Origin of the sequence: Jatrophihabitans sp. (assembly GCA_036389035.1) — a bacterium.
Lineage (GTDB): Bacteria > Actinomycetota > Actinomycetes > Mycobacteriales > Jatrophihabitantaceae > Jatrophihabitans_A.
This window is the reverse complement of record DASVQQ010000022.1, coordinates 133,857-150,269: the sequence shown is the minus strand read 5'-3', so window position 1 is coordinate 150,269 and position 16,413 is coordinate 133,857. Positions and strand designations below refer to the sequence as shown.

18 protein-coding genes are annotated in these 16,413 nt (G+C 68.4%); 13 read left to right on the top strand and 5 right to left on the bottom strand.

What is annotated here, in order from left to right; translation table 11 throughout:
- The first annotated feature begins 41 nt into the window (after window positions 1-41).
- The 5 genes from VF557_14180 to VF557_14160 all read left to right on the top strand — a co-directional run bounded on the left by VF557_14180 (window position 42) and on the right by VF557_14160 (window position 4,210).
- Window positions 42-803 (top strand): amino acid ABC transporter ATP-binding protein, encoded by a 762-nt coding sequence (locus tag VF557_14180; protein HEX8081354.1) that lies wholly within the window; start codon window positions 42-44, stop codon window positions 801-803.
- Between the two features lie 61 nt (window positions 804-864).
- Window positions 865-1,749, top strand: coding sequence for a glutamate ABC transporter substrate-binding protein (locus VF557_14175; protein HEX8081353.1), 885 nt, complete (start codon window positions 865-867; stop codon window positions 1,747-1,749).
- A gap of 32 nt (window positions 1,750-1,781) precedes the next feature.
- Complete coding sequence (locus VF557_14170; protein HEX8081352.1) at window positions 1,782-2,429, top strand: amino acid ABC transporter permease; 648 nt, start codon at window positions 1,782-1,784, stop codon at window positions 2,427-2,429.
- Window positions 2,426-3,283 (top strand): amino acid ABC transporter permease, encoded by an 858-nt coding sequence (locus VF557_14165; protein ID HEX8081351.1) that lies wholly within the window; start codon window positions 2,426-2,428, stop codon window positions 3,281-3,283. The genes VF557_14170 and VF557_14165 overlap by 4 nt, the downstream gene beginning before the upstream one ends.
- Window positions 3,284-3,343: 60 nt before the next feature.
- A complete protein-coding gene (locus VF557_14160; GenBank protein ID HEX8081350.1) occupies window positions 3,344-4,210 on the top strand; it encodes an oxygenase MpaB family protein in 867 nt (288 codons plus the stop codon).
- 61 nt (window positions 4,211-4,271) lie between these two features.
- Here the strand turns inward: VF557_14160 and VF557_14155 are convergent, their stop codons facing one another.
- Together VF557_14155 and VF557_14150 are read right to left on the bottom strand one after the other, a co-directional pair.
- Window positions 4,272-4,514 (bottom strand): hypothetical protein, encoded by a 243-nt coding sequence (locus VF557_14155; GenBank protein ID HEX8081349.1) that lies wholly within the window; start codon window positions 4,512-4,514, stop codon window positions 4,272-4,274.
- 178 nt (window positions 4,515-4,692) lie between these two features.
- Window positions 4,693-5,001, bottom strand: a complete 309-nt coding sequence (locus VF557_14150; protein ID HEX8081348.1) for a hypothetical protein — start codon at window positions 4,999-5,001, stop codon at window positions 4,693-4,695.
- A gap of 102 nt (window positions 5,002-5,103) precedes the next feature.
- Here VF557_14150 and VF557_14145 point away from each other — a divergent pair, with 102 nt between their 5' ends.
- The 3 genes from VF557_14145 to VF557_14135 all read left to right on the top strand — a co-directional run bounded on the left by VF557_14145 (window position 5,104) and on the right by VF557_14135 (window position 8,250).
- Window positions 5,104-6,870 carry a ribonuclease J gene (locus VF557_14145; GenBank protein HEX8081347.1) on the top strand — a complete coding sequence of 589 codons (1,767 nt, stop codon included), beginning with the start codon at window positions 5,104-5,106 and terminating at the stop codon, window positions 6,868-6,870.
- A gap of 1 nt (window position 6,871) precedes the next feature.
- Window positions 6,872-7,750 carry a type I methionyl aminopeptidase gene (map, locus tag VF557_14140; GenBank protein HEX8081346.1) on the top strand — a complete coding sequence of 293 codons (879 nt, stop codon included), beginning with the start codon at window positions 6,872-6,874 and terminating at the stop codon, window positions 7,748-7,750.
- A gap of 149 nt (window positions 7,751-7,899) precedes the next feature.
- Entirely contained in the window at window positions 7,900-8,250 is a 351-nt protein-coding gene (locus VF557_14135) for a hypothetical protein (protein ID HEX8081345.1), read from the top strand.
- Between the two features lie 12 nt (window positions 8,251-8,262).
- On the opposite strand, the gene VF557_14130 is transcribed toward VF557_14135, so the two are convergent.
- Window positions 8,263-10,086 carry a gamma-glutamyltransferase family protein gene (locus tag VF557_14130; protein ID HEX8081344.1) on the bottom strand — a complete coding sequence of 608 codons (1,824 nt, stop codon included), beginning with the start codon at window positions 10,084-10,086 and terminating at the stop codon, window positions 8,263-8,265.
- Window positions 10,087-10,178: 92 nt separating this feature from the next.
- On the opposite strand from VF557_14130, the gene VF557_14125 reads away from it, so the two are divergent.
- From VF557_14125 to VF557_14115, 3 genes are all read left to right on the top strand, one after another.
- Window positions 10,179-11,828, top strand: a complete 1,650-nt coding sequence (locus VF557_14125; GenBank protein HEX8081343.1) for an FAD-binding dehydrogenase — start codon at window positions 10,179-10,181, stop codon at window positions 11,826-11,828.
- Window positions 11,829-12,138: 310 nt separating this feature from the next.
- A complete protein-coding gene (locus tag VF557_14120; protein ID HEX8081342.1) occupies window positions 12,139-12,618 on the top strand; it encodes a hypothetical protein in 480 nt (159 codons plus the stop codon).
- Window positions 12,611-12,913 carry a helix-turn-helix transcriptional regulator gene (locus tag VF557_14115; protein HEX8081341.1) on the top strand — a complete coding sequence of 101 codons (303 nt, stop codon included), beginning with the start codon at window positions 12,611-12,613 and terminating at the stop codon, window positions 12,911-12,913. The genes VF557_14120 and VF557_14115 overlap by 8 nt, the downstream gene beginning before the upstream one ends.
- Before the next feature lie 246 nt (window positions 12,914-13,159).
- Here the strand turns inward: VF557_14115 and VF557_14110 are convergent, their stop codons facing one another.
- The gene (locus VF557_14110) at window positions 13,160-13,921 is read right to left on the bottom strand and encodes a hypothetical protein (protein ID HEX8081340.1); all 762 of its coding nucleotides are present in this window, start codon (window positions 13,919-13,921) and stop codon (window positions 13,160-13,162) included.
- A 540-nt stretch (window positions 13,922-14,461) separates the two neighbouring features.
- On the opposite strand from VF557_14110, the gene VF557_14105 reads away from it, so the two are divergent.
- Together VF557_14105 and VF557_14100 are read left to right on the top strand one after the other, a co-directional pair.
- Window positions 14,462-15,121, top strand: a complete 660-nt coding sequence (locus tag VF557_14105; GenBank protein ID HEX8081339.1) for a hypothetical protein — start codon at window positions 14,462-14,464, stop codon at window positions 15,119-15,121.
- Entirely contained in the window at window positions 15,122-15,295 is a 174-nt protein-coding gene (locus tag VF557_14100; GenBank protein ID HEX8081338.1) for a hypothetical protein, read from the top strand.
- Here VF557_14100 and VF557_14095 read toward each other — a convergent pair.
- Complete coding sequence (locus tag VF557_14095) at window positions 15,292-16,284, bottom strand: IS1595 family transposase (protein ID HEX8081337.1); 993 nt, start codon at window positions 16,282-16,284, stop codon at window positions 15,292-15,294. The genes VF557_14100 and VF557_14095 overlap by 4 nt on opposite strands.
- Window positions 16,285-16,413: the final 129 nt, after the last annotated feature.

Here is a 16,413-nt window from a genome sequence, read left to right as displayed (position 1 = left end):
GCGCGCTACGGCGGGGATAGGCTACCGCTCGTGATCAACAGATGACCGCCTCGAACGCGCCCTCAGGTGAGCCGCTGGTCGTCCTGTCCGGCGTCAACAAGCACTTCGGGGCGCTGCACGTGCTCAAGGACATCGACCTCACCATCGATCGCGGCGAGGTCGTGGTCGTCATCGGCCCGTCCGGCTCCGGCAAGTCGACGCTGTGCCGGGCCATCAACCGGCTGGAGTCGATCGACAACGGCACCATCACCATCGACGGCAAGCCCATACCGGCCGAGGGCAAGGAACTGGCTCAGCTGCGGGCCAAGGTCGGCATGGTCTTCCAGTCGTTCAACCTGTTCGCCCACAAGACGGTGCTCGAGAACGTCACCCTCGGCCCCGTCAAGGTCAAGGGCGTCAAGCGCGCCGCCGCCGAGGCTCGCGGCCGGGAGTTGCTCGAGCGGGTCGGCATCGCCAGCCAGGCCGACAAGTACCCGGCCCAGCTGTCCGGCGGCCAGCAGCAGCGGGTCGCCATCGCTCGCGCCCTGGCGATGGACCCCATGGTGATGCTCTTCGACGAGCCGACCTCCGCGCTGGACCCCGAGATGATCAACGAGGTCCTCGATGTCATGACGGCGCTGGCCGAGACCGGCATGACGATGGTCGTCATCACCCACGAGATGGGTTTCGCCCGGCGGGCGGCCCACCGGGTGGTGTTCATGGACGACGGCCGAATCATCGAAGAGGCCCACCCCGAGAAGTTCTTCACCAACCCCGAATCCGCCCGAACCCAGGACTTCCTGTCCAAGATCCTCACCCATTGACCGACCCGTGGGCCGGCCCTGCCGCGCCCGAAGCAGGCCCTAACCAGATAAGGACCCCGCCATGCGTTCCATGCGCTTGATGTCACTCGTCCCGGCCGCAGCGCTGTTGCTGTCCCTGACCGCTTGTGGCGGCGACGACGACAACGACACCGCGAAGCCCGTCGACAACCCGAGCTTCGCGGCCGGCAGCCGGATGGCCGAGATCGCCTCGGCCGGCAAGCTCACCGTCGGCACCAAGTTCGACCAGCCGCTGTTCGGGCTCAAGGGCCTGTCCGGCAAGCCCGAGGGCTTCGACGTCGAGATCGCCAAGCTCATCGCCGCCAAGCTGGGCATCTCCGAGGACAAGATCACTTTCGTGGAGTCGGTGTCGGCCAACCGGGAGCCCTTCCTGGAGCAGAAGAAGGTCGACATGGTGGTGGCCACCTACACCATCAACGACAAGCGTGATCTGAAGGTCGACTTCGCCGGCCCGTACTTCGTGGCCGGTCAGGACATCCTGGTCGCCAAGGGCAACCCCAAGGGCATCGACGGCCCCGAGTCGCTCAAGGGCAAGAAGACCTGCTCGGTGAGCGGCTCGACCCCGGCGTCCACCATGCAGGAGAAGTACGGGTTGAGCACCAGCGAGCTGGTGCTGGTCGACGCCTACACCAAGTGCCGCGACGCGCTGTCCAACGGCCAGGTCGACGCGGTGACCACCGACAACGTCATCCTCTCCGGCTACGTGGACCAGGCCCCGGACAAGTTCGAGCTGATCGGCAAGCCGTTCTCCGAGGAGCCCTACGGCATCGGCATCCCCGAGGGCCAGGAGCCGTTCTGTGACTTCATCAACCAGACGCTGAAGGACGCGGTGGCCGACGGCAGCTACGAGAAGGCGTTCAAGGACACCGCCGGCAAGGTCATCGACACCACTCCGACGCTGCCCGAGCCGCGCGGCTGCGACAAGTAGCCACCCCGGCCTAGAGAAGGTCGAGCACCGCGATGAACGAGGTACTCGACAACCTCGACGTCTTCGTCCGAGGCTTTCGCACCACCGTCTCGCTGACGCTGCTCGCGGCGATCGGGGCGCTCATAGTGGGCACCCTGATCGCCGCGATGCGGGTCTCGCCGGTCCCGCCGCTGCGGTGGGCCGGTGCGGCGTACGTGCGGCTGGTACGCAACACGCCGTTGACGGTGGTCTTCTTCCTGGTCGTCTTCGGGCTGCCCGAGGTCGACGTGAAGCTGCCGTTCTTCCGCTTCGCGGTGCTGGCGTTGACGATCTACACCGCGGCCTTCGTCGCCGAGGCGGTGCGCTCGGGCATCAACTCGGTCGCCGCCGGCCAGGCTGAGGCCTCCCGCTCGATCGGGATGACCTTCGGCCAGACGTTGCGGCTGGTGGTGCTTCCGCAGGCCTTCGCCAACATCGTGCCGCCGCTGGCCAGCGTGTTCATCGCCTTGCTCAAGAACACCTCCATCGCCTCGGCGTTCTTCATCTTCGAAGGGGTGCAGGCGATGAACCAGCTGATCAACAGCTTCGGCAACGCGGTGATCCCGATCATCGCCGCCGCGGCGCTGGCCTACCTGCTGCTCGCGCTGCTGAGCGCCTTCCTGTTCGGCCTGCTCGAGCGCGCCGTGTCGGCCGGCCGATGACCACCCCCGTCCTCTACGACGTCCAGGGTCCGCGGGCCCGGCGGCGGGTGCTGATCGGCAGCATCGTCGGCGGGCTGATCCTGCTGGTGCTGATCGGGCTGGCCGTCCAGCGGCTGGCGGCCAACGAGCAGTTCGAGTACGCCAAGTACGAGCCCTTCTTCAACGAGCCGCAGCTGTACGAGCGGCTGTGGGAGGGCCTGAAAAACACCCTGAACGCCGCGGGGTACGCCATCGTGCTGGCCTCGGTGCTGGGAGTGTTGCTGGCCTTCGGGCGGCTGTCCCGGCAACCGCTGATCCGGCTGCCGGCTGTCGCGGTCATCGAGTTCTTCCGCGGCGTCCCGCTGCTGCTGCTGATCTTCGCGCTGTTCCTGGCCTTCCCGATCGTGGTGGGCACCGACCTGCCGGCGCTCTGGGCGCTGGTGCTGGCCCTCACGATGTACAACGGCGCGGTGATCGCCGAGATCATCCGGGCCGGCGTGCAGTCGATCCCCAAGGGCCAGACCGAAGCCGCCTACGCGATCGGGCTCAGTCGCGGGCAGACCCTGCGGATGGTGCTGCTGCCGCAAGCCATCCGGGTGATGCTGCCGGCCCTGATCAGCCAGCTGGTGGTGCTGCTCAAGGACACCTCGCTGGGCTTCGTGATCGGGTTCTCGGAGCTGCTGCGCACCGGCGGCCAGCTGGTGCAGGCGCTGAACAACCCGTTGCAGCTCTACCTGGCCGTGGCGCTGATCTACATCATCATCAACTCCCTGCTGTCGGGGCTGGCCAGCTATGTCGAGGGACGCCAGCGCCGCACCAGCGGCCGCACCCCGGTCGCGCCGACCCAGGTCGAGACCGGTCTGGGCACGGTCTGACAGCTCGAACGGCCTCCTGACAGCTCGAGCCGCCTCGCGGCGCCGAAGTACTGTCGAGGTATGACTCTTCCCGTGCTGTCCGGCGTCCGCGAGCGGCTGGGATCAGCGCTGTTCGAACAGGTGGCCGGCCGTGAGGGGCCTGACCGGCGCGAGCGGATCCAGCTGTCGCAGGGCCCGCGCTGGTTCGACCCGGACCGCCCGATCTGCCAGGTGCACAACGACGCGGCGATGTTCGTCGGCGGCCTGCGCGCGCTGCTGCTGCAGTCACTGCACCCGCTGGCGATGGCCGGGGTGGCCGGGCATTCCGGCTTTCGCGGCGACCCGTGGGGGCGCTTGCACCGCACCAGCCATTTTCTGGCGGTCACCACTTTCGGAACCGAGGCCGACGCCCAGGCGATGATCAACCGGATCCGTGCCATCCATGAGCGGGTCCGGGGCATCGCGCCGGACGGCCGGCCCTACGCGGCCTCTGATCCGCACCTGCTGCGCTGGGTGCACGTGGCCGAGGTGGACAGCTTTCTCTACGCCTACCAGCGTTACGGCGCCGGCTCGCTGGACCAGGCCGGCCGGGACGGCTACGTCGCCGACGCCGCCCGGGTGGCCGCCGCGCTCGGGGTGCTGGACCCACCCACCACCGAGGCACAGATCCGGGCCGAGCTGCACGGCTACCGGCCCGAGCTGCGGGGCACCCGCGAGGCGCGGGAGGCGGCCAGGTTCATGCTGCTCAAGCCGCCGTTGCCGCTGGCCGTCCGGGCTCCGTACGGGGTGCTCGCCGCCGCCGCGGTGGCCAGCCTGCCGCGCTGGGCCCGCTGGCCGCTGCGGCTGCCCTACCTGCCACTGGCCGAGGCCACGGTGGTACGGCTGGCCGGCGACGGCCTGGTCCGTGGCATCCGCTGGGTGATGACCCCGACCACCGAGGCTGCCTGAGCCGGTGGCCTGACTGACTGACCGGCCGTGCGCGGCCGGTCAGTCAGTCAGCTCAAGATCATCACTGAGTTGAGCAATATTGCTTGGTGATCTTGTAATAGGCAGTCCGCACTCCCCAGCTGGTGAATTCGCAGTCGTCCTGGTCGAACTGGCCCACCTTCGAACCTGACATATCTGCGGTCGCGTAATAGTTCGTTATGTAATTCACCCCACAGCATGGCGGTAGCGCACTTGCCGGGTTGGTCGCAGCGGGCGCCACCAGCGCCCCGGCTGCCACCACCATCGCCACAACGGACTTGGTCACGCGAAGGGGTATACGCATCGTCAGCTCCCAGGCTGTGTAGAAGAGTGCGAGCGCCACAATTAAGCGCTATGAATGTAACGTCCAATTCATAGCAATAAGAGGAATAAATAAGAAGAGTCGCACTCAGCGTCGATAAGTGCCTCAGCGGATGGGCAGCGTCAGTTCACTCGCGGGGCACCTAGGAGGCTTGCTCGCAGGCCTTGCGCACCGTCGGGTTGTCAGATTCCACGTGCATCCCGAAGAAGGTCGCCTCGCACCGCTTGCCGGCATCGGAGATCGCCGTGGCCACCCGGTCGCGTTGCTGGTAGACAGCCACCGCCAGCACCAGCGCGACCACCAGCACCACCACCCTGATGATCATCTTTCTGGCCAGCCGGGCCAGCAGCAGGCCGAGCAGGATGATCACCACAATGGCGCCCAGGCCGATGTTCTGCACCTGGCTACTGTCGAGTGCGTCGATCACCGTCGCGGGGGCTGGTGAGCTCATGGGCGAACCGTAGTCCAGCTGATAGATAAACTCGCGTCAGACACCCGCGTCCTTGACCGGACGGCGCGCTTGACCAAGCCAGCATCCAGGAGGCCATCTCACGTGAGCACACCAGAACGAGGGCTCGGAAACCCCCCGAAACTCAAGGCGGGTGTGCTGCGGGTCGTCGCGCTCGGTGGCATCAGCGAGGTCGGGCGCAACATGACCATGTTCGAGAGCCGGTCCCCAGCCGTGCCCACCGGCGAGGCGGCAGGCGGCGAGGCGGTAGCCAGCGCGACCGGCCGCCGGCGCGACAGCCGGTCCCGGCTGCTGGTGGTGGACTGCGGGATGCTGCTGGGCAAGACCAACGCGCCCGGGGTGGACCTCGGCCTGCCGGACTGGTCGGCCTACAACGACCGGCTGGCCGACATCGACGCCATCGTGCTCACCCACGGCCACGAGGACCACATCGGCGCGCTGCCCTACCTGCTGCGCTCGCGGCCCGACATCCCGCTGATCGGCTCCCGGCTGACGATGGCCCTGGTGTCGGCCAAGCTGGAGCAGCACCGGTTGCGCCCGGACCTGCGGATCGTCCGGGAGGGCGACCGGCTCACCGTCGGCGAGTGGGACCTGCAGTTCTACGCGGTGAACCACTCGATCCCGGACGCGCTGGCGGTGGCGCTGCGCACCTCTAGCGGCACCGTGCTGCACACCGGCGACTTCAAGATGGACCAGACCCCGCTGGACGGCCGGATCACCGACCTGCCCGGTTTCTCGCGCCTCGGCGACGAGGGGGTGGACCTGCTGCTGTCGGACTCCACCAACGCCGAGGTGCCCGGGTTCATCCCGAGCGAGCGCGAGGTCGGCAAGGTGGTCGCCGACGTCATCACCCGGGCCACCGGACGGATCATCGTGGCCTGCTTCGCCAGCCACGTGCACCGGGTGCAGCAGGTGCTCGACGCCGCCGTCGAGTCGGGCCGGCACGCGGTGCTGGTGGGCCGCTCGATGGTCCGCAACATGCAGATCGCGCGCGACCTGGGCCTGCTCAAGGTGCCCGAGGGCGTCCTGGTCGATCTCAAGGACGCCGAGCAGTTGCCGTCCAACCGGGTGATGTTGATCTGCACCGGCTCCCAGGGCGAGCCGTTGTCGGCGCTGAGCCGGATGGCCAACCGGGAGCACCCGGTGATCCGGATCGTGTCCGACGACACGATCCTGCTGGCATCCTCGCTGATCCCCGGCAACGAGAACTCGGTTTTCACCGTGATCAACGGGCTGTCCCGGCTCGGCGCGACGGTGGTGCACAAGTCCACGGCGCTGGTGCACGTCTCGGGCCACGCCCCGGCCGGTGAGCTGCGCTACCTGCTCAACGCGGTGCGGCCGAAGAACCTGATGCCGGTGCACGGCGAGTGGCGCCACCTGCGGGCGCACGCCGCGATCGCCCGCTCGACCGGGATGACGGACGAGCGCATCGTGCTGGCCGAGAACGGGGTGGTGGTCGACCTGAGCGACGGCGCCGCCGAGATCGTCGGGCAGATCGAGATCGGCAACGTCTATGTCGACGGCCTGCAGGTCGGTGACATCGGCGACGCCGTCATCAAGCAACGCCAGATCCTCGGCGACGAGGGCTTCGTCTCGATCCTGGTGGCGGTGGACCTGCGGGCCGGCAAGGTGGTCTACGGGCCCGAGGTCACCGCCAAGGGCTTCACCGACGACCCCGAGGCGCTGGACCCGATCCGGCTGGAGCTGATCAAGACCGTGGAGGCGGCGGTGGCCGACGGGGTGCGTGACGCCGACGCCCTGGAGCACATCCTGCGCCGGACCGTGGGCCGGTGGGTCGACAAGACCTACCGACGGCGGCCGATGCTGATGCCGATGGTGATCGAGGTATGACGTGACGAGCCGTTCCCGACCACCGGTGCGACCCGGCCGGATCTCGCCGATGCGCAGCGCTCCGGCCGTCGTCCCGCCGGAGTACGTCGACAACGCCGGCCGGCCCACCGGCGCGCCCTGGGACCGCGACGACCCGGCGGTGAAGGACCCCGAGACGGTGCGGCGGATGCGCAACGCCGGCCGGATCGCCGCGCTGGCCCGCGACGAGGTCGGCCGGCACGTGGCACCGGGCGTCACCACCGACGAGCTGGACCGGATCGGGCACGAGTTCCTGCTTGACCACGGGGCGTTTCCGTCCACGCTGGGTTACAAGGGCTTTCCCAAGTCGCTGTGCTCGTCGGTGAACGAGGTCGTCTGCCACGGCATCCCGGATGACCTGGCGCTGCTGGAAGGCGATGTGGTCAAGATCGACATCACCGCCTATGTCGACGGCGTGCATGGCGACACCTGCGCGACGTTCTTCGCCGGCGAGCCGAGCGAGGAGGTGAAGCTGCTGTCCGAACGCACCCACGAGGCGATGATGCGTGGCGTCAAGGCGGCCCGCCCCGGCCGTCCGATCAGCGTGATCGGCCGGGTGATCGAGTCCTATGCCAAGCGCTTCGACTACGGCGTGATCAGGGACTTCACCGGCCACGGCGTCGGCTACTCCTTCCACACCAAGCCCACCGTCTGGCCCTACGACGAGCCGCGCGCGACGACGATCATCCAGGCCGGCATGACCTTCACCGTGGAGCCGATGCTCACCCTGGGCGGGCACGCCTGGGAGATGTGGGACGACGGCTGGACGGTGGTCACCCGCGACAAGTCCTGGGTGGCCCAGTGGGAGCACACCCTGCACATCACCGAGGACGGCGCGGAGATCCTGACGCTGGCCAGCTGAGGCGGCCACCTGGGGAACGGGTGCGTCCGGCAGGCTTCTCGGCCGGCACGCCAGCATAAGATCTGTTGGGCCGCTATGTCTTGTTTACTGATGATTAGACCTCGTATGGTGTGTGTCCCAGGTCACTACTTCCCTCAGCTGGAGTCGCTATGCGTACTGCCCGCCGTATCCGATCGCTGAAAGTCGCCGTCATGATTGGCGTTGGCTTGGCCAGCATGATCGCCCCGCTGCCGGCTCACGCCACCGCGCTTACCATCACCGAGCTCGGCTGCGAACGCACGCTGTGGGGCGCGCGGTGCGAGGGACACGTCAGCGGCGGCACCGGCGGTTACACGTTCACCTGGAGCGAGACGGCCCAGACGCGCAGCGACTACTCCAATTGGTCGATGATCACCATCCATTGCGAGTACTCCACGTACGTCACCTTCACCGTGAAGGACAGCAGCAACGCGACCAGGTCGCAGACGGCCTACGCGTTATGCGGCGGCCCGATCGACTGATCCTGGGTCCGATCAGCGGCCGATCGCGTAGCCCTGCGCGCCGCGCGGGTTGGCCGCTGCCTTGAGCCGCCCGCCCTCGATGGCCACCGCGCTGAGCCGGCCCAGCGTCCAGGCGCCGGACAGCGTCAGCCGGTGGCCCCGTTCACGCAGCTCGGCCAGCACCTCGGCCGGCAGCCGGTCCTCGACCACCAGCTCGCCGGGGTGCGCCTCGCGCGGGTAGAACGAGGACGGGAAGTGGTTGGTGTGAAACATCGGGGCGTCGATCACCGCCTGCAGGTTCGCCCCGTCGCCGGCGTTGACCAGGGCGGTGAAGAACGCCAGCTGCCACTGGTCCTGCTGGTCACCGCCCGGCGTGCCGAATGCCAGCCAGGGCTGGCCGTCGCGCAGCGCCAGCGACGGCGACAGGGTGGTTCGCGGCCGGACGCCGGGGCGCAGCGAGTTGGGCAGGTCCGGCTCCAGGTAGAACATCTGGGCCCGGGTGCCCAGCGGAAAGCCCAGCGCCGCGATGACTGGCGAGCTCTGCAGCCAGCCGCCGCTGGGGGTGGCCGAGACCAGGTTCCCCCACCGGTCGACCACGTCGAGGTGGCAGGTGTCGCCCCGGTTCTCACCGAGCGGCCCTGGCGAGGACAGCCGCGGATCGACAACCGCCTCAGCGGCAATCGGCTCGCTGCTGCCCATCGTCGGCTCGCCGATTCCCGGTGACGGACTGCCGGCCTCGGGCAGCGTGGCCAGCCGCGGGGTCCGGCCGTCCGGCGAGCCGGGTCGCAACTCGAGGTCGGCCCGGTCGCCGACCAGGGCGGCCCGCTCGGCCGCGTACTCGGCGGACAGCAGGGCGGCCAGCGGGATGTCGCTGGCCAGCGGGTCGCCGTACCAGGCCTCCCGGTCGGCGTAGCCGAGCTTGGCCGCCTCGGTGACCAGGTGGATCCAGCGCGCGGACAGCGAGGTCTCGGCCTGCAACCCCAGGGCGTCCAGCATCCGCAGCTGCTGCCCGACCACCGGCCCCTGCCCCCACGGGCCGGTCTTGAGCACCTGGTAACGCTCGGCGTACGGGGTCGCGATCGGCTCCTCGACGGTGGGCTGCCAGCGGGCCAGGTCCTCGGCGGTGAGCAGGCCGGCATGGTCGCGTCCGGAGGTGTCGCGCCAGGCGCTGCGGCAGAACGACTCGACCTCCTCGGCGACGAAGCCGCGGTACCAGGCGTCGCGGGCCGCGGCGATCCGCTGCTCGCGGGAGCCGCCCGTGGCATGCCGCAGGATCTGCCGGTAGGTGGCGGCGATCGCCGGGCTGCGCCACCAGCCGCCCGGGGCCGGCGGCGCCGAGCCGTCCAGCCAGGCCGCGGCCGAGGGCTGCCAGTGCTCGGTGAACAGCTCGCTGACCGCGCCGATCGTCCGGCTGATCGCGGGCAGCACCGGAAAGCCGTCCTCGGCGTAGTGCAGCGCGAAGGCGAGCACGTCGGCCAGCTCCCAGGTCCCCCAGCGCTCCAGCATCAGGGTCCACGCGCCGAACGCGCCCGGGACGGTCGCGGCCAGCGGCCCGCTGCCCGGCACCAGGGTGAGGCCGAGGTCGCTGAAGTGCCGCGGCGAGGCGGCCGCCGGTGACGGTCCCTGACCGCAGACCACGTGCGCGCGCCCTTCCGTGGCGCTCCACAGGATCACCGGCAGGTCACCACCCGGGCCGTTGAGGTGCGGTTCGACGATCTGCAGCACGAAGCCGCCTGCGACGGCGGCGTCAAAGGCGTTGCCGCCGCGTTCGAGCACGCTCATGCCGGCGGCCGAGGCCAGCCAGTGGGTGCTGGCGATCATGCCGAAGCTGCCCTGCAGCTCGGGCCGGGTGGTCATCACCGGATCAGTCCTATCACGCCCGGCCTTGGCCCCGAACAGCTGCTGGGCGCGCGAGCTGCCTCGACAACCCCAGCCGATAGCCTGACCCGATGACCGACGCGGACGTGATTGTCATCGGAGCCGGCCTGGCCGGCCTGGTCGCCACCGCTGAGCTCGCCGACGCCGGCCGCCGGGTGATCCTGCTCGATCAGGAACCCGAGCAGTCCCTGGGTGGCCAGGCGTTCTGGTCCTTCGGCGGCTTGTTCCTGGTCGACTCGGCCGAGCAACGCCGGCTGCGGATCCGCGACTCGCGCGAGCTGGCGATGCAGGACTGGCTGGGCGCCGCCGGCTTCGACCGGCCCGAGGACCACTGGCCACGCCGCTGGGCCGAGGCCTACGTCGACTTCGCGGCCGGTGAGAAGCGGGCCTGGCTGCACGCCCAGGGCATGCGGTTCTTCCCAGTGGTCGGCTGGGCCGAACGCGGCGGTTACCTGGCCACCGGGCACGGCAACTCGGTGCCGCGGTTCCACGTCACCTGGGGCACCGGACCCGGCGTGCTGGCGCCGTTCGTCCGGCGGGTCCGGCAGGCCGAGGCCGATGGCCTGGTGACGATCAGGTTCCGGCACCGGGTGGACGGGTTCACCAGCACCGGCGCGGCGTTCGACGGCGTCCACGGAGCGGTGCTGGAGCCCAGCGACGCCGAGCGCGGCCGGCCCAGCTCACGCACCGCGATCGGGGAGTTCGAACTGCGGGCCCCGTCGGTGATCGTGACCTCCGGGGGCATCGGCGGAGACCACGAGCTGGTGCGCCGCAACTGGCCGGAGCGGCTGGGCCCGCCGCCGGCGCGGATGGTGGCCGGCGTGCCCGCCCACGTGGACGGCCGGATGCTGGGCATCACCCAGGCCGCCGGCGCCAGCGTCATCAACCCGGACCGGATGTGGCATTACACCGAGGGCCTGCGGAACTGGGACCCGATCTGGCCGAACCACGGGATCCGGATCCTGCCCGGGCCGTCCTCGCTGTGGCTCGATGCCCGCGGCCAGCGGCTGCCGGTGCCGCTGTTCCCCGGCTTCGACACCCTGGGGACGCTGGCCCACCTGATGAAGACCGGTTATGACTACAGCTGGTTCGTGCTCACCCAGCGGATCATCGAGAAGGAGTTCGCCCTCTCCGGATCGGAGCAGAACCCCGATCTGACCGGCAAGTCGGTGCGCCAGGTGCTGAGCCGGGGGCGGGGCGCGCCGGCGCCGGTGGCCGCGTTCCAGGAACGCGGAGCGGACTTCGTCAGCGCGGTGACGCTGCGCGAGCTGGTGGCGGCCATGAACACCCTGACCGGTGAGGACCTGCTCGACCTGGCCGAGGTGCAGCGGCAGGTCGAGGCGCGCGACCGCGAGATCGACAACCGCTTCAGCAAGGACCTGCAGGTCACCGCCATCCGGGGGGCCCGCGGTTACCTCGGTGACCGGCTGATCCGGGTCGCCAAGCCGCACCGGCTGCTCGACCCGGCGGCCGGGCCGCTGATCGCCGTCCGGCTGAACGTGCTCACCCGCAAGACCCTCGGCGGCCTGGAGACCGACCTCGACGCCCGGGTGCTCGCACCCGGTGGGCAGCCCATGCCCGGCGTCTACGCCGCCGGCGAGGCCAGCGGCTTCGGCGGTGGCGGCATGCACGGCTACCGGTCGTTGGAGGGCAGCTTTCTGGGCGGGTGCATCTTCTCGGGCCGGGTCGCCGGCCGGGCTGCCGCCGCGGCGGTGGCCTGAGCCCGCGGGCTCGAGAGCTCGGGCGGTGGCCTGAGCCAGCGAGCGTGAGTCTTCGGGTGGCCTGAGCCGCCGGCTGTGGATAACTGGCGCTATGCGGGTTGGAGGACCCAGCTTCTGAGGCGGGTTTCGGCCGGTCGTTGTTGTCGTAGGGGTGTCCTACGTTCCCGCCATGTTGACGACGTGGCGGAAGGAGCCGGGTGGCCCGGTCGGGTGAAGGGGCCTAGAACCACCCCCAATTAGGCGGCCCCGGCCGGTGCGTGAACACCGACCGGAGCCTTGATCGCTACCTACGCGAGTTAGGCAACGACCCATGAGCGAATCTAGCGGCACCGACCGTTCCGGACCGGAATGGGTGCCCACTACCGAGCAGCCCTGGCGACCCGTCACCGACGACGACAGCGGCGACCCCTACCAGTACGACGAAGGCGCGCCCTGGTGCGTGGACCGGGCCAATCATCCGCAGTTCCACGGCGGATACCCCTCGCCGAATCACCACCGCACTGAATGCCGGTCCTACGACGGGTTCTTCGGCGCGCTGGACGACACCGGACGGCCGGGGTACTTCTCGGCCTACTTGGTGCGCCCGTTCCGGTTCGGCGAACTCGGGCACACGGCGGATCAGACGCGGCTAGCCGTGGAGTTCGACCCGGCCGAGGACGGGGGCGGAGAGCTGTTCCGCTGCACGGTCCACACGTCCAGCATCCGCAACCTGGCGGCGTACCTGACCCACACGGCCGACGTGGAAGAGGGGTGGCGACCGCCCCGTCAGGTCAGCCAGGGCGATGCCTGACCGGGAGCCCGGACAGGTACACCAGGACAACCGGTGCGTGCTGTCTGACCGGGAAGCTCAGGTGGTGCGGCTGCTGCTGACCGGGCACCGGGTGAGCTGGATCGCCGGGCAGCTGTTCATCAGCCAGAGCACCGTCCGGAACCACCTGTCGGCCGTGTTCGGCAAGCTGCGGGTGGACTCGCAGCAGGAGTTGACCTTGCTGTTCTTCGGGCTGTGGCGAGGGGAGGACAGCCCGGCCACCGGTGCGGAGGTACGGCGGCTCTGTGCGGCGTGCCGCACGCCCTGGTGGCGCTGAGCACCAGCGAACACACCACGGCGGCAGGTGCGGCGTTGCCTCACCTGCCGCTCCGCTGTGCGGCTAGAATGTGGACCGGACGGGGATCGGACCCGCTGGGGAGACTTCCAAGGGTGCTCCTGGCAACCATGCCCCGGCCCGTACAAGTGCCCGATCCGGCAAGGTGACAGCCTCAGCCGAACCGGGCACCGCTTGGCCCCCGCCGCTCCTCTGTCAAGGCGCTCGCGGCGGGGGCTTAGGCCCTCCTCATGACGGAACCTCCGCAGCAGCGGGCTTGGCCGGTCCGTAGCCCTTGAGCTTGTCGATCAACTCGATGACGAAGTTGCGGTCATCGGTCGTCAAGTCGAAGAGGTTGACGTCCACGATCACGGCGACCGTGCCACCGGATGCAAGAGGAACGCTGTACCGGTCGCCTGCCACATCGGAATGCGTGACCGTAGCCGGTTGACTGGTGGCTTCCGGAACGGTCGGCGCTGCGGTGCGCCGGGGGCGCGGCTTCCGGGCTCTAGCAGCACCGGGTGCCCCGGCACCGGCGCGGGTAGACGGAAAGTAGGGGCTCAGCTCGATGCCAGCCTCGCGGCAGGCGTGCAGGAAAAACGTCACCGCCTTACGGCGCGTTTCACCTGCGGTCATGCCATAAGCGTCCCGGAACGCCTCTTGCAACTGCTGGTTGGTTCCGTTCTGGTCTGACACGGCAATGGGTGCCGGGTAGAAGTGGCGGACGATCTCGGCCAGCACGCGGCGGCGACCCTCGTCATCGCCGTGCACAAGGGCTTTCAGCTCCGCTCGGACCTCTCCCGCCGGTCCCACCAGGCCCAGCGCGTCCAAGGTCGCGTTGAGGTTGGCCTGATCGGTCCCCGACTTGCTGCGCATAAGTGAGCGGTCGATCTGCGGCGGTAATGGCTTGGCCCGCAGCTCTTCGATGAAGCGCCAGAACGTCTGGAAGGACATGTACGGCGGTTTGAAGCTCTCGGGCTTCGGCTCCGCGTCGTCGAACTCGTCTCTCATCTGTGCCTCCTTATGGCAGGAACATCATTCTGCCATAAGTTCTGCCACAACGTCTGGCCACAACACGTGTCGGTGTGGCATCCGGCAGATAGTTCTTCCAATGACAAGCGCGTGCACCAACACTTGACATATGGCGATTCATGTGGGTGACCGGGTAGAGGTCACAACCGCTGACGGCGAGCACGTCGTGATGCGGGCTATCGGCTCCCCGGAACAGGGGCGCGACTTCCCCATCCTATGGGTCTGCACCGAGGACGAATACGAGCGCGCCCAGGGGGCGGGGGACGAGCCAGACGGCCTGCCCTGGCCTCTGACCGCTCTCAGAGAGCTGCAGAGCGCATGACCGCGACCCTGCGCCACGACGGCGCACTACAGCCCTCTGAGGCTGAGCTACAGCGCGCCGTGAAGCGGGCGCTAGACCAAGCCGGGTGCAAGTCCTTCGATGAGCTGGCCGAGCAAGCACGCTCGGGCCGCTTCACTTCCAGCCGTGCTCGGATGGCGTGGGTGGCGATAGGCGGCCTGCGCGAGTACGCCTGACCTGTGAGCTGGTTCGACCTACGCGGCAAAGCCGAGCAATTCGCTGATGACCTCAGCACCCTGCTCAACAACACGGTCTGCAACGGCATCCGCCTTCGACCGGTTATAGACGAGCACACCGGCGTAGCCATGATCGGCTACAACCTCAGTAACGATGACCTCATGTCCAAGGGTCTGCCGCTGACCCTCGGCCACAAGCCACCCTCGGGATACCTCGGCCTGATGTGTCGGCTCACCGCTGACGACACCGAAGGCAAACACCTGATGGTCGTCAGTTCGTTCTACAGCTTTTGCGCCGACCGGGATCTGAGCGAAGAACTCCTGCACTACGACTATGAGCGAGAGAAGGCAGATGCCTACCCGGAAGCTCACTTGCAGGTCAGCGCGAGCAGCCCGGTGTGGGAACGCTTAGCGGCAGCTCGCGGCCTTGGCGACATGCCTCTTGCCAAGGCTCACCTACCCGTTGGCGGGCGTCGATACCGGCCCACGGTGGAGGACATGATTGACTTCCTCGTGACCGAGGGATTAGCAGATGGGCACCCCGGCTGGACGACGCACGTAGAGGCTGGGCGCGACCGGTTCATGCAGGCGCAGCTCCGCGCAGCGGTGCGGCGAAACCCGGAAGTCGCGCTGGAAGTTCTGAGAAGCAAGGGGCTGTGCTGAATGAGCGATAACCCTGACGCGCCCGAGGTAGACCCTCGGGAGTTCGTGCGCGCCATGCTGCACATCAGCCCGGAAGACGCCAAGAAGGCGCGGGAGCAGTCGCCGGCTGCCCGGAAGCGCAAGCCACCGGAGGGACCGGTCCACGACTACGGCGAGGACAGCCCGGAGGACTAGAAGTCCACCTTCGCCACGAGTGGCTTATAGGTGAGGCGACGGCCTTCGACGTTGCCCACCAGCACCCGCATTCGGTCGGAGTCGGTCAGCTTGCAATGGGTGTAGAGGAAGTCGAACTGGTTCAAGTAGCGCTGTAGGTGCACCACGCTGACGTGGTGGTGGGTGCCGTCCAGCGACCGCTTCAACTGCGAGAAGTACCCCTCATTTAGGTTGGTGGACACGTTGCCGCGCGCGTACTCCCCGAGTGAGTGGTTGACGTACTCGTGAGCGGCGAACTCGCCAGCGATCTGCCGGTAGGCGCGCGCCGAGTCGGTGTGCAGGTGGGTCCGCTTCGGGTCCATGACTTCCCGGATGGCTGGCAGCAGCGACTTCGCCGTCACGTCCGCGACCACCTTCGACCGGACCGAGCGGGACTCGTAATGCACCAAGGACACAATCGGTTGCTTGTCGGTGGTGGCGTAACGGCGTGGCAGCTCGCGGGGGTCGTTGCGGTGCCGGTTCTTCGGCTCGCCACCGATCCAAGTCTCATCGACTTGAACCGCGCCGCCGAGCAAACCGGCGACTGGCTCCATCTGCATCCCCTCACGGATGCGGTGCAGCATGTGCCAAGCCGTTTCGTTAGTGACCTCGTACTTCCGGCTGATCTCCCACGCACTGACGCTGTTCTTCGACGCGCAGACCTCAAACATCACCAGCAGCCACGTCCGGATGCTGATCTTCGTGCCATGAAAGATCGAGTCGGTCAGCACGCTGTACTTCTTGCGGCAGTGCCCGCACTTCCAGATGCGGCGCTCTGACGCCTTGCCGGTGCTGGTCTTACGGCTGACACCGTTCGCGGGGTTCAGGAAGTATTGACGGCCCACCGCGCCGCACTTGGGGCAGGACTTGGAGCCACCCTCGCCCCACCGGAGATCTTCCAGCAGCAGGTAAGCATCCAACTCCGACCGCAGTTGAGCAGCCAGTTTCGGGACGCTGAATTCCTGCTTCATGCCCCTAATTCTGGCCTATGGGTCTGACAGTTTTAATTCTGTCGATGCCTGCCAAGCCCTGCCGCGCCTACCCTGTCAAACCCTGCCATGCCAAGGCCCGAATCCTAGCGCTGGGTCCTCCAACCCGCA